This window comes from Stenotrophomonas sp. SXG-1 (assembly GCF_014083965.1).
GTDB classification, from domain to species: domain Bacteria; phylum Pseudomonadota; class Gammaproteobacteria; order Xanthomonadales; family Xanthomonadaceae; genus Stenotrophomonas; species Stenotrophomonas geniculata.
Window position 1 is genome coordinate 2,917,400 of the sequence record NZ_CP046588.1, and the last position, 13,566, is coordinate 2,930,965.

Here is a 13,566-nt window from a genome sequence, read left to right on the forward strand (position 1 = left end):
CCAGTCTTATCACTGCGAGTGTCAGCTCCAGCAACTGTTCGGGCGGATCAAGGGAGATTCCGGCGTGGGCGCCAAGCTCCAAGGCGATCGTCGAGATCCAGGCTTACACGGCGGCCCACGCCGGCTCTCGGCACCTACGCTGCCAGATTTCCATCAGATAAGGCTTAGCCGCGCCATCCATGGCGCGGATACCCCCGCGAACCCAACCCGCCCCACCTCTGACAGATTCCTAGTGACGGATCGAAGAGCGTTGGGTTGTCGGGACGGAACAAAGAGGGACGCGGCTTCGCCGCGTCCCTCTTTGTCTTTGGGATCGCTGTAGAGCCGAGCCCACGCTCGGCTCTACACGAGCAAGCGCAGCGCGTGACCCGCTTTTGTCTTTGATTTTCCTCTTCCATTCCGTGGCGGGCCGCGCAAGAAATTGTCAGGGGCCGGGCGGGTAGGCTGCGCGGGGGCGTGAGCCGCATGGATGCGGCGATCGAGCTTACATGGACGTACTTGCAGCGTCCCCCGCGCAGCCCACCCGCCCGGCCAAGCGCGGCTTTTGCTTTCAGCGACCAACCCAGACCCGCCACGAGGGGCTCCGCCGTTGGCCGGACACCCCGCGACAAACCACCGCACGTGCGCAATCCCAACGAACGTCGGACAATGGAGACCTTGGCGGCCCGCCGCGCCGCCCCTCCCGCTTTCCGCTGCAAGGATTCCCCCATGGCCGCCCGCAAGTCCTCCGCCCCCCTCATCGAAGTCACCGCCCGTCCCGGCCAGCCGCTGGGCATGGCGCCGGCCACCTTCCTGCGCGATTTCTGGCAGAAGCGCCCGCTGCTGATCCGTAACGCCTTCCCGGACTTCCAGACCCCGGTGCAGCCGGAAGACCTGGCCGGGCTGGCCTGCGAGGAAGGTGTACTGGCGCGCCTGATCGAGCACGACAAGACCCAAGACGGCTGGCGCGTGCGTACCGGCCCGTTCCAGGAAGACGTGTTCCCCGCCCTGCCCGACCACGATTGGACCCTGCTGGTGCAGGACGTGGACAAGTGGGACCCGGACGTGCGCGCCCTGATCGAGCACTTCAGCTTCCTGCCGCGCTGGCGCATGGATGACGTGATGATCAGCTTCGCCGCCACCGGCGGCTCGGTCGGCGCCCATGTCGACCAGTACGACGTGTTCCTGCTGCAGGCCCACGGCCACCGCCGCTGGCAGATCGACGCCAGCGAATCGATCAAGGGCAGGCAGCCGCCGCTGGGCTTCCGCCCGGACGTGGAGCTGAAGCTGCTGAAGGTGTTCAAGCCCACCCACGACTGGGTGCTGGCGCCGGGCGACATGCTGTACCTGCCGCCGAACGTGCCGCACCATGGCGTCGCCGAAGACCCCTGCCTGACCTTCTCCTTCGGCATGCGCGCGCCGTCCTCGGCCGAGCTGATCAGCGACTACCTGGACACCCTGATTGCCGATGCCGACGAGAACATCCGCTATCAGGATGCCGACCTCAAGGTGCCGGCCGACCCGAATGAAATCGACACGGTGGCGATGGCGCGGGTGATCACCGCGCTCAACGCCATCCGCATGAACGACCCGGACAAGCTGGGTGACTGGTTCGGCCGTTTCATCACCACCTACCGCGCCGCCGGCGAAGTGATGGCTCACCAGGCCGCTCCCGCACCGGAGGAAGTGGTCCAGGCCCTGGCCTCGGGCCTGCTGCTGCAGCGTCACCCCTGGGCGCGCCTGGCCTGGCGCCGGGCCAAGCGTGGCGCCAGCCTGTACGTCAGCGGCCAGGACTTCGCGCTGCCGGTGAAGGACGCGCAGCGCCTGGCCGGCGCCGAGCAGCTCGATGCCGCCGCCTATCGCGGCCTGTCCGACAAGGGCCGCGCGGTGGTCCAGCAGCTGTTGGCCGGTGGCGTGTTCCAGCTGATCGATCCGAACGAGGTGTATGACGCTGAAGATGAGGATGACGGCGAAGACGCCGTGGTGCTCGGCGAAGTGGTTGAAGGCCGTGACCGTGTCGACGCGATCGACGCCGACGCGGTGTCCGACGATGTCCACACCGTGACCGTGCACGACGACGGCATCGAGGTCATCGTCAACTTCGAGGATCACGACGAAGACGACAGCGACGACGGTCGCGCCTGAGCCCTGCCGCCATGGTCCGGGTCCAGCAGGTCAGCCACGCCGACGCGCACGTTGCCATCCACGACGTGCGCCAACGCGTGTTCGTGCAGGAACAGGGCATCGCCGCCGAACTGGAACGCGACGCGCTGGACCCGGTCAGCGCCCATGTGCTGGCGCTGGACGCCGAAGGCCTGCCGGTCGGCACCGGCCGCCTGGCCCCCGATGGCCGCATCGGTCGCATGGCGGTGCTGGCCGACCATCGCAGCCAGGGCGTCGGTGAGGCCCTGCTGGAGGCACTGGTGGAGGCCGGGCGCCGGCTCGGCCTGGCCGAACTGCACCTGCACGCCCAGCTGCCCGCCCGTGACTTCTATGCCCGCCAGGGCTTCCTGCCCGAGGGCGAGGTGTTCGAGGAGGCCGGCATCGGCCACCAGCAGATGCGTCGCCGACTGGGCGCGGCCGGCGCCATCGACGGCCGCGCCGAGGCGGTGGCGATCACCACCGCCATCATCCACCGCGCCCGCCGCCAGCTGTGGCTGCACAGCCGCCAGCTGGACCCCGGCCTGCTTGACACACCGCCGGTGCAGGCCGCCCTGCGCCGCTTCGTCACCGCCCGCCACGACAAGCAGCTGCGGGTGATCATGCACGATGCGGCTGCCGTTGCCTCTGCCGGGGCACCGCTGCTGGCGTTGGCCCAGCGCCTGCCAAGCGTGATCCAGTTCCGCGAGGTCACCGACCCGGTCGACCGTGCGTTGGCCTCGGCCTGCCTGCTCAACGATGCGGGCGACTTCTACTTTCGTCTGATCGGGCATCGCCTCGACGGCGAGGCCGGCATCGCGCTGCCGGCACGTTCGCAGCCGTTCGAGCAGCAATTGCAGCGTGTCTGGGACCGTTCGCGCGATTGCAGCGAACTGCGCGCGCTCGGCATCTGAGCGCGGGCCACCGCGCCAACCTGTCTGGAAGCGGCACCGGGGGACGCGCGATGCCTCTGGTGGTGCCCCTTCGTGTCCGGTTGGGGGTACAATTTGGCTGTTTGAACGCGCCCGTGCATGGCTATTCATCTTAGTGCCGGGTCCTTCTGAAGCCATACCCCACAAAGCGAATCAGCACCCTCCATCGTGGACAATCAACTGAAGCAGTTTGCGCAATCTTCGCAACTCGCCGGCGGCAACGCCTCCTATGTCGAGGACCTGTACGAGCAGTACCTGGTCTCCCCGGATAGTGTCGATCCCAAATGGAAAACCTACTTCGACGGCTTCAAGGGCCGCGAAGCAGGTGACATCCCGCACTCGGCTGTCATCTCCCACATCGCGGACGCGGCCAAGGATGCGCTGAAAGTCGGCACCGGCAGCGGTGCGGGCGACGAGCGTGAGCGCAATGTCGGTCGCCTGATCACCGCCTACCGCTCGCGTGGTCACCTGGACGCGCGCCTTGATCCGCTGGGGCTGGCCGCACCGGTCAACACCCCGGACCTGGGGCTGCCGTTCCACAGCCTGTCCGATGCCGACCTCAACAGCGAGTTCAGCACCGGCGGCGTCGGCGGCCAGCCGCGCATGAAGCTGCGCGACCTGCTTGCACGCCTGAAGGCGACCTACACCGGCTCGATCGGTGCGGAGTTCATGCACATCTCCGAGGTCGAGCAGCGCCAGTGGATCTACAAGAAGCTGGAAGCGGCCGGTGGCAACTACCAGCTGGACGCTGACACCCAGCGCCGCACCCTGGAGCGCCTGACCGCGGCTGAAGGCCTGGAGCGCTACCTGCACACCAAGTACGTCGGCCAGAAGCGCTTCTCGCTGGAAGGCGGCGACTCGCTGATCCCGATGATGGACACCATCATCCGCAGCGCCGGCAAGGATGGCGTCAAGGACGTGGTGATCGGCATGGCCCACCGCGGCCGCCTGAACGTGCTGGTCAACACCCTGGGCAAGAACCCGCGCAAGCTGTTCGACGAGTTCGAAGGCAAGTTCGAGCACGACGAGCACGCCTCGGCCGGTGACGTGAAGTACCACATGGGCTTCTCGGCCGACGTCGCCACCGAAGGCGGCCCGGTGCACCTGGCGCTGGCGTTCAACCCGTCGCACCTGGAAATCGCCGACCCGGTCGTGGCCGGTTCCGTGCGTTCGCGCCAGGAGCGCCGCAAGGACACCGCGCGCAAGCAGGTCATGCCGATCCTGATCCACGGCGACGCGGCCTTCTCCGGCCAGGGCGTGGTCATGGAGCTGTTCCAGATGTCGCAGGCCCGCGGCTTCGCCGTCGGCGGCACCGTGCACATCGTGGTCAACAACCAGGTCGGCTTCACCACCTCCAACCCGCTGGATACGCGTTCCACGCGCTACGCCACCGACGTGGCGAAGATGATCGCCGCCCCGGTGCTGCACGTGAACGGCGATGATCCGGAAGCGGTGGTGTTCGCCGCGCAGCTGGCCTTCGAGTTCCGCCAGAAGTTTGCCAAGGACGTGGTCATCGACCTGATGTGCTACCGCCGTTGGGGCCACAACGAGGCCGACGAACCGGCGATCACCCAGCCGCTGATGTACCAGGTGATCCGCAAGCACGCCACCACCCGCGAGATGTACGCCGAGCAGTTGGAAAAGGCGGGCGTGATCGCCGCCGGCGCCGGCAAGGCGATGGTCGATGCCTACCGCGAGAAGCTGGATGCCGGTGAAGTGACCACCGAGCTGGCCAAGGTCGAGAAGACCCCGCCGACCAGCCCGCTGTTCGTCGATTGGCCGAAGCTGCTGGAAGGCAAGCTGTCCGATCCGATCTCGACCAAGGTCGAGAAGAACAAGCTGGTCGAGCTGGCCAAGCTGATCAACACCATTCCCGAAGACGTGCAGCTGCACTCGCGCGTGGCCAAGGTCTACGACGACCGCCGCAAGATGGCCGCCGGCGAGATCCCGGGCGACTGGGGCTTTGCCGAGAACCTGGCCTACGCCACCCTGCTCGATGAAGGCCATGCACTGCGCCTGGTCGGCCAGGACGTGGGCCGCGGTACGTTCACGCACCGCCACGCGATCCTGCACGACCAGAAGACCGACAACTACTACATGCCGCTGCGGCAGCTGGTGGATTCGCCGGAGAAGGCCACCGTCATCGATTCGCTGCTGAGCGAAGAAGCGGTGATGGCCTACGAGTACGGCTTCTCCACCACCGATCCGAACACGCTGTGCATCTGGGAAGGCCAGTTCGGCGACTTCGCCAACGGCGCCCAGGTGGTGATCGACCAGTTCATCGCCGCCGGTGAAGCCAAGTGGGGCCGTATTTCCGGCCTGACCCTGCTGCTGCCGCATGGCTATGAAGGGCAGGGACCGGAACACAGCTCGGCGCGCCTGGAGCGCTTCCTGCAGCTGTGCGCGCTGGAGAACATGCTGGTTGTCGTGCCGTCGACCCCGGCGCAGGCCTTCCACATGCTGCGTCGCCAGCTGCACATGACCACCCGCAAGCCGCTGGTGGTGATGTCGCCGAAGTCACTGCTGCGCCACAAGCTGGCCGTGTCGACCCTGGACGAGCTGGCCAATGGCGAGTTCCAGCACCTGATCGGCGACGCCAGCGCGGACGCCAAGAAAGTCAAGCGCGTGGTGCTGTGCTCGGGCAAGGTCTACTACGACCTGCTGGAAGACCAGACCAAGCGTGGCCAGGACGACGTGGCGATCATCCGCGTGGAGCAGCTGTATCCGTTCCCACGTGCACTGCTGGCTGCCGAACTGAAGAAGTACGGCAAGGCCACCGACGTGGTGTGGACGCAGGAAGAACCGCAGAACCAGGGTGCGTGGTACCAGATCCGCCACCACCTGCAGTTCTGCCTGGCCGATGGCCAGAACCTGCACTACGCCGGTCGCGCACGTTCGGCTTCGCCGGCTGCCGGTCACATGGCTGACCACGTCCGCGAACAGCAGCAGCTGGTCGCCGACGCACTGGTCAACCCGTTCAACGACACGTTCGCTGAATAATCCTCCCCCTATTTAGAAGACAAACCAGGAAGCTCCCGCAATGGCCACCGAAGTCAAAGCCCCGGTACTGCCCGAATCCGTCGCCGACGGCACCATCGCCACCTGGCACAAGAAGGTGGGCGACGCCGTCAAGCGCGACGAAAACCTGCTTGACCTGGAAACCGACAAGGTCGTCCTGGAAGTGCCGTCGCCGGTCGACGGCGTGCTCAAGGAAATCAAGTTCAAGGAAGGCGATACCGTGACCTCCAGCCAGGTCGTGGCGATCATCGAAGAAGGCGCCGTGGCTGCTGCCCCGGCTCCGGCTGCTGAAGCCGCTCCGGCGGCAGCCGCTGCCCCGGCCGCCGCTGCTCCGGCCGCAGCCGCCGCTCCGGCCCCGGCTGCCAAGTCGGCCGCCGACGCCCTGCCGCCGGGCGCCCGCTTCACCGCCATCACCGAAGGCGTGAACCCGGCCGACGTCGACGGCACCGGCCGTCGCGGCGCGGTGACCAAGGAAGACATCGTCAACTTCGCCCGCAACGGCGGCGCCGGCAAGGCCGGTGGCGCACGTCCGGAAGAACGCGTGCCGATGACCCGCATCCGCAAGCGCATCGCCGAGCGCCTGATGGAGTCGAAGAACTCCACCGCCATGCTGACCACCTTCAACGAAGTCGACCTGTCCAAGGTCTCGGCGGCGCGCAAGGAACTGCAGGACGAGTTCGTCAAGGCACACGGCATCAAGCTGGGCTTCATGAGCTTCTTCGTGAAGGCCGCGGCCAATGCCCTGCAGCGCTTCCCGCTGGTCAACGCCTCGATCGACGGCGACGACATCATCTACCACGGCTACTCGGACATCTCGATCGCCGTCTCGACGGAGAAGGGCCTGGTCACCCCGGTCCTGCGCAACGTCGAGCGCATGTCGTTCGCCGACATCGAGAAGACCATCGCCGACTACGCCAAGAAGGCGCGTGACGGCAAGCTGGGCCTGGACGAACTGCAGGGCGGCACCTTCACCGTGACCAACGGCGGCACCTTCGGTTCGCTGCTGTCGACCCCGATCATCAACCCGCCGCAGAGCGCCATCCTGGGCATGCACGCCATCAAGGAGCGTCCGATCGCCCAGAACGGCCAGGTCGTGATCGCGCCGATGATGTACCTGGCGCTGTCGTACGACCACCGCATCATCGACGGCAAGGATTCGGTGCAGTTCCTGGTGGACATCAAGAACCAGCTGGAAAACCCGGGCCGCATGCTGTTCGGCCTGTAAGACACCTCCCGCCCCTCCGCGCCTGCGCGGAGGGGTTCTGGTAATGCATCAAGGAATAATTCAATGGCTGAACAATTCGACGTCGTCGTCATCGGTGCCGGCCCGGCCGGTTACCACGCTGCCATCCGCGCGGCCCAGCTGGGCCTGAAGACCGCCTGCATCGACGCAGCGCTGGGCAAGGACGGCAAGCCGGCCCTCGGCGGCACCTGCCTGCGCGTGGGCTGCATCCCGTCCAAGGCGCTGCTGGATTCCTCGCGCCAGTTCTGGAACATGGGCCACATCTTTGGCGACCACGGCATCAGCTTCAAGGATGCCAAGATCGACGTCGAGGCGATGATTGGCCGCAAGGACAAGATCGTCAAGCAGTTCACCGGCGGCATCGGCATGCTGTTCAAGGCCAACAAGGTCGCCGCCTACTACGGCTTCGGCGAACTGCAGCCGGGCAACGTGGTCAAGGTCACCCAGCATGACGGTTCCATCGTCGAGCTGAAGGGTACCAACGTCATCATTGCGGCCGGTTCGGACTCGATCGAACTGCCGTTCGCCAAGTTCGACGGCGAGACCATCGTCGACAACGTCGGCGGCCTGGACTTCACCGAAGTGCCGAACCGCCTGGCGGTGATCGGCGCCGGCGTGATCGGCCTGGAACTGGGCAGCGTGTGGAAGCGCTTGGGCGCCGAAGTCACCATCCTGGAAGCACTGCCGGAGTTCCTGGCCGTGGCCGACGCCGAAGTGGCCAAGACCGCTGCCAAGGAATTCAAGAAGCAGGGCCTGGACATCCGCCTCGGTGCCAAGGTCTCCAAGACCGAGATCATCGGCAAGGGCAAGAAGAAGGAAGTCGTTGTCACCTACACCGACAGCGAAGGCGAAAAGACCCTGACCGTGGACAAGCTGCTGGTGGCCGTCGGCCGTCGCGCCGCCACCAAGGGCCTGCTGGCCGAAGGCACCGGCGTGAAGGTCAACGAGCGCGGCCAGATCGAAGTCGATGCGCACTGCCACACCGGCGTCAACGGCGTGTGGGCGGTCGGCGACTGCGTGCGCGGCCCGATGCTGGCGCACAAGGGCTTCGAGGAAGGCATCGCGGTGGCTGAGCTGATCGCCGGCCTGCCGGGCCACGTCAACTTCGACACCATCCCGTGGGTCATCTACACCGAGCCGGAACTGGCCTGGGTCGGCAAGACCGAAGCCCAGCTGAAGGCCGAAGGTATTCCTTACAAGGCCGGCAGCTTCCCGTTCGCCGCCAACGGCCGCGCCGTGGCGATGATCGAGCCGGCAGGCTTCGTGAAGATCCTGGCCCATGCCGAAACCGATCGCATCCTCGGCATGCACCTGGTCGGCGCCAACGTCTCCGAGCTGGTGCACGAAGGCGTGCTGACCATGGAGTTCAGCGGCTCGGCCGATGATCTGGCCCGCATCTGCCACGCCCACCCGTCGCTGTCGGAAGTGATCCACGACGCGGCGATGGCGGTCAGCAAGCGCGCCATCCACAAGGCGAACTGATCTGCATCATGGTAGGTGCCGACCGTTGGTCGGCACTCACCTGCAGAAGAAAAACTCCGCTTCGGCGGGGTTTTTTGTTGCCCTTCTTCATGTAGAGCCGAGCCCACGCTCGGCTGCGCACTTGGCGGTCCGAGAAGGCCCAGCCGAGCATGGGCTCGGCGCTACACCTTTTCAGCTGGCTTCTTCGGCGGATCGTCACAGACCCTGTGCTGCACCACCGTCTCGCCAACCTTCCATTCCTTCGTGACCCGGCAGTGCGCCTTGGCCTCCGGCACCTTCGAAGCCGTCGCCCCCGCAGCATTCGCCTCGTCGGCACCGGCTGCCTGCTGGCGCTCCAGCCACGCCGATGGCGGCGCGGGCGGTGTGGCCAGCACCGGGCCTGACAACAGGACCAGGCACATCAGCAACACGGCCCTCATGCCGCCACCGCCCGGCCGCCGAGCAACCGTGCCGGCAACATGAACAGCGCACGCAGGAAGGCAAACAGCGCCGAGAAGGTGATGCCGACCAGTCGGAACGGCAGGCTCAGCAGCCAGACGAACGGCCAGGCGATCAGGGCGAGGATCGCCAGCGGCCAGCACAGCACGAACAGCAGGCACCACACACCGAGCGCGAACAGGGTCTTCATCACGGTCTCCTTGTGGCGGCACCTTGCCGCCTGCGGACACCTTGGCGCCCTGCCCTTGCCACGCACAAACGGTTTGCGACGAAACCGGGCTGGGGGCGATGAAACCGGTCCACCGCCGTTGTAGAGCCGAGCCTGCGCTCGGCTTTCCAGAAGCAGCCGAGCGTGGGCTCGGCTCTACAGGAGCTGCGATGCGCCCGGGCGGCCGTGGGTCACCTGGAAGCGCGCCGCGGAGCGCACTGCGGCATCCGCACGCAGCACGCTGTCGGCGAAGCGCAGCTCCGCCTCAACGGTCTGCCGGTTCAGCTGCAGCTTCCACCAGCCACGGCGGTCGCCATCGAAATAGCGGATATGCGGGTTCTGCGGTATCGATGGCCCGTAATACGGACCATACGGCGTATCGTCGCCGCCGCTGCTGATCGCCGGGGCGATGAATTCGGTCGCCACGACCGGCGCACTGGCCGCGTCGAAATCCAGTTTCAGGTCGTTGACGAAGGTGGAATGCCAGTCACCGCCCAGCACGATGGCATTGCCCTGCCCGCCCGCCTGCAAGGCCTGCAGCAGGCGGTTGCGTGCGGTGGGATAGCCATCCCAGGCGTCGTTCCAGAAGCGCTCGCGCGGTGTGCCACCGTCCAGCCGCAGCTGCGCCATCAGCAGCTGCTGTACCACCACGTTCCAGCGCGTGCCCCGCGCGACGGCCATCGACTGCGCGAACCACGCCTCCTGGCCCGTGCCGAGCATGCTCATGCGTGGATCCAGCGCCGCCTCGCAGCGCGGTGACTCGCCCACACCGCAGGGATTGGCCGGGCGGAACTGGCGGCAGTCGAGCAGCGTCAGCTGTGCAAGATCGCCGTAACGCAGGCGCCGATGCACGCGCAGGCCACCGTTGCCCGCAGGCGTGCTGCGCATCGGCAGGTGCTCGTAGAACGCACGATACGCGGCCGCGCGGCGGATGATGAAATCCTCCATTGAGACGCCGGGCTTCTCCGGGTGGATGCCGGAGTAATCGTTCTGCACTTCGTGGTCATCCCAGATCACCGCGAACGCGTGTGCGGCGTGCGCGGCCTGCAGATCGGGATCGAGTTTGTACAGCGCGTACTGGTCACGGTAACGTTCCAGGCTCACCGTCTCGCCACTGAACCGCGCCGCATCCAGCGTGCTGCCACGCGCGTTCTGCAGCGGGCTGTATTCATACAGGTAGTCGCCGGCATGCAGCACCAGGTCGACATCACTCTGCGCGATGTCACGCAGCACCGGGTAGTAGCCGCTGTTCCACGCCTGGCAGGTACACAGCGCCAACCGCAACTGCTGCAACTGCGTGTCCAGCAGCGGCGCGGTGCGGAAGTGGCCGACCACGCTTTCCTCATCGCCGTCGCAGGCGAAACGATAGTAATAATCGCGGCCGGGACGCAGGCCGTTGACCTCCACATGTACCGAATGGGCCAGCTCCGGCACAGCCGCAGCAACGCCCCGCTGCACCAGCCGGCGCATGCCGGGGTCTTCGGCCACGAACCAGCGCACGGGCACCGCCCGCGACGGCATGCCGCCGCCGTTGAGTGGGTCCGGCGCGAGCCGCGTCCACAGCACTGCCCCCTGCGGATCCGGATCACCGGCGGCGACACCGAGGGTGAACGGATCACGCCCCAGCCGCGGCCGTGGGCCGGCCGTGGCCAGCCCCGGCATCGCCGCCAGTGCGATCGCCGCCCCCGCGCCCTGCCACGCCATGCGCAACAGGCGACGACGGCTTTCCGGATCGACAGGCCCGCGCATCAGAAGTGCACGGTGGCGGTGGCCATCACCTGCCGCGGCGCGCCGACCTGCATGGTCGCCAGGCTGCGGGTCGGGTCGGCGGCGTAGGTGCCGTTGGTGTTGATCGAAGACAGGTAACGCTTGTCGGTCAGGTTGGTCAGGTTAAGCGCCACGGTCAGGTTCTGTGCCGGGCCGAGCGTGCCGAAGTCATAGGCCACCGACGCATTGACCAGCCAGTAGCTCGGCACCGACACATCGTTGGTATAGGTCACGTAACGCTTGCCGACATGGTTGGCGGCCAGTCGCAGGTCCCACGGGCCCGGGGTCCAGGCCAGGGTGCTGGCGAACATCCACTCCGGTGTGTCGACGGTCGTCCTGCCGCGGGTCGGCACCACGCCGTTGTTCACGTAGTCGTTGTCGTAGGTACTGTCATTCCACGACAGCGCATTGGACCAGGTCAGGTCCTGCATCGGCTTCAACTGCAGGGTCGCCTCGGCACCGCGGCTGGTCACCGAACCAACGTTGGAGAACAGCGCCGGGCAACCGAGGATGCCCACGCACTGCGCGATGGCCAGCAGGCGGTTGTCGAACTTCACGTCATACACCGCCACCGAGGCTTCATAGCCCTGGCCGTAGCCGCGCCAGCCCAGTTCGAGGGTGCGCGACTGTTCCGGCTTCAGGCTCTTCGCGCTGGCATCGAACGCGGCCTGCGGCACGTTGAACGGACTGCCCACGCCCAGTGCATAGGCCGCGATGTTCTTGGCGAACGAACCAAAGATCTCGTTGCCTTCGTTGAGCTTGAAGTTGAAGCCGGCCTGCGGCAGGAAGCCCTTCTTCGAGGTCAGGCTGCTGTTGTTGGCATAGCTGCCCAGCGGTGTGCGCACGCGGGTGCGGGTGTGCGGCGACTTCGCACCGATGTCGATGGTCAGACGGTCATCGAACAGGCGGAAACGGTCCTGCACGTAGAACTGGCGGGTGATGGTGGTGTAGCGCTGGTGCCACACGCGCTGGTCCGGATTACGCAGGAAGAAATCGTCGGTGATCGGGCCGTCGATGTAATAGAAGTTGCGCTGCACGCTGTGGCCGTTGTCCTCGTACCACAGGCCCGCTTCCAGCTCGTGGCCCGCCACGTTCCAGGTGAACGCAGAGGTCACACCGGTGCGGTCGATCGCATACTCGGTGGTGCGGATCGAGATCGGGATCTCGCGGCTGGTACCCGGGTTGGACGGATTGGACGGGCTGAACCAGTGGCCCTGGCCACGGTTGCTGTGGTTGTAGACGTTGACCTTCAGGCGCATCGACTCGTTCAGGCCGAAATCGCCGGCGATGCTGGACAGGTCGTCATTGCGCAGGCCGTGGCCGGAGTAGTACGCATCCCACGGGCTGTTGACGCCGCCGCTGAACGTGCCGCGTGCAGCGGCCACGGCACGGTTCCAGTCCGGCGCGTAGTTGTCCCAGTCCCAGCCGAGACGATCGATCATCTCCAGCGACAGGTCCTGGTAATCGGCCTCGACGCGGCGCGAGGCGTTGAACAGCGCGGTAATCCTGCTGTCCGTTCCGAAGTTGTAGGTGGCCTTGCCGTTGAACTGCTTCAGCTCCTGCGAGCCCTTGCCCTTCCACTTGTCGCCTTCCGAGTATGCGCCGGACAGGTAGGCCGCGAAGCCCTGATGTTCACCAGTCTCCAGGCGCGCATAGCTGCGGCGCGCGTTGTCGCTGCCGAAGCTCTGTGCCAGCACTACCCCGTATTCGGTGGACGGGTCGATCGAATAGAACTGGAACACGCCGCCAAGGTTGCTGGTGGACGGCGTACCCAGCGCGCCAATGCCGGTGGAAACCTCCGCGCCGCCCAGGTTCTCGCTGATCACCGCGCGGCTGATGTGCAGGCCGTTGCTGTTGCCGTAGGCCATGTTGCCCAGCGGGATGCCATCAAGGGTGTAGCCCAGGCGGTTCTGGTTGAAACCACGCAGGCTGATGCTGGTGGACCATTCGTAGGCGCCGGTGGCATCGGCCGATTCGAAGTGCACGCCCGGCTTGCTGGCCAGCAGCTTCAGCGGGTTGGCACCCGGCGGCAGGATCTTCATGTCCTCGGCGGTCACACGCTGCACCTGGCGGGCTTCGCCGCGGCCGATCACCGAGATCGAATCGAGGGTGGTGGCCGACGGCGCGTCGGTCGTGGGGGCGGTTTCAGCGACAGCCAGCGACGGCAGCGAAGCACAGACCAGCAGGGCCAGCAGATTGCGGCGGAGCGGAGCGTGGGACGGCATGGGGGCGGATTCCTCGGGCACGCTGGACGCCGAAGGGCGGCGTCGAAGGGCAGCAGCGGCGGAATCGTAGAAGCGTCGCGTTACATGTCATTTACACGCCACATACGGACGTTTGGTGTTTGGAATGGTTTGCCG

9 protein-coding genes are annotated in these 13,566 nt (G+C 66.4%); 5 read left to right on the forward strand and 4 right to left on the reverse strand.

The annotated features are described in order from the left end of the window. The first annotated feature begins 708 nt into the window (after positions 1-708). The 5 genes from GOC52_RS13410 to lpdA all read left to right on the forward strand — a co-directional run bounded on the left by GOC52_RS13410 (position 709) and on the right by lpdA (position 8,793). The gene (locus tag GOC52_RS13410) at positions 709-2,124 is read left to right on the forward strand and encodes a ribosomal protein uL16 3-hydroxylase (RefSeq protein ID WP_191849632.1); all 1,416 of its coding nucleotides are present in this window, start codon (positions 709-711) and stop codon (positions 2,122-2,124) included. Positions 2,125-2,135: 11 nt separating this feature from the next. Further along, positions 2,136-3,032 carry a GNAT family N-acetyltransferase gene (locus GOC52_RS13415; RefSeq protein WP_191849634.1) on the forward strand — a complete coding sequence of 299 codons (897 nt, stop codon included), beginning with the start codon at positions 2,136-2,138 and terminating at the stop codon, positions 3,030-3,032. A gap of 186 nt (positions 3,033-3,218) precedes the next feature. Beyond that, on the forward strand, positions 3,219-6,050 hold the full coding sequence (locus GOC52_RS13420; protein WP_191849636.1) for a 2-oxoglutarate dehydrogenase E1 component: 2,832 nt from the start codon (positions 3,219-3,221) through the stop codon (positions 6,048-6,050). Between the two features lie 40 nt (positions 6,051-6,090). Beyond that, positions 6,091-7,293 carry a dihydrolipoyllysine-residue succinyltransferase gene (gene sucB / locus GOC52_RS13425; RefSeq protein WP_043401610.1) on the forward strand — a complete coding sequence of 401 codons (1,203 nt, stop codon included), beginning with the start codon at positions 6,091-6,093 and terminating at the stop codon, positions 7,291-7,293. A gap of 63 nt (positions 7,294-7,356) precedes the next feature. Then, a complete protein-coding gene (gene lpdA / locus GOC52_RS13430; RefSeq protein ID WP_043401609.1) occupies positions 7,357-8,793 on the forward strand; it encodes a dihydrolipoyl dehydrogenase in 1,437 nt (478 codons plus the stop codon). 161 nt (positions 8,794-8,954) lie between these two features. On the opposite strand, the gene GOC52_RS13435 is transcribed toward lpdA, so the two are convergent. From GOC52_RS13435 to GOC52_RS13450, 4 genes are all read right to left on the reverse strand, one after another. Next, entirely contained in the window at positions 8,955-9,212 is a 258-nt protein-coding gene (locus GOC52_RS13435; protein WP_043401606.1) for a hypothetical protein, read from the reverse strand. After that, positions 9,209-9,421: a hypothetical protein gene (locus GOC52_RS13440; RefSeq protein ID WP_010486834.1), complete on the reverse strand. Its 213-nt coding sequence runs from the start codon at positions 9,419-9,421 to the stop codon at positions 9,209-9,211. Before GOC52_RS13440 ends, GOC52_RS13435 begins: the two co-directional genes overlap by 4 nt. A 174-nt stretch (positions 9,422-9,595) precedes the next feature. Beyond that, a complete protein-coding gene (locus GOC52_RS13445) occupies positions 9,596-11,188 on the reverse strand; it encodes an alkaline phosphatase D family protein (RefSeq protein WP_191849638.1) in 1,593 nt (530 codons plus the stop codon). Next, the gene (locus GOC52_RS13450) at positions 11,188-13,431 is read right to left on the reverse strand and encodes a TonB-dependent receptor family protein (protein WP_191849641.1); all 2,244 of its coding nucleotides are present in this window, start codon (positions 13,429-13,431) and stop codon (positions 11,188-11,190) included. The genes GOC52_RS13445 and GOC52_RS13450 overlap by 1 nt, the downstream gene beginning before the upstream one ends. Positions 13,432-13,566: the final 135 nt, after the last annotated feature.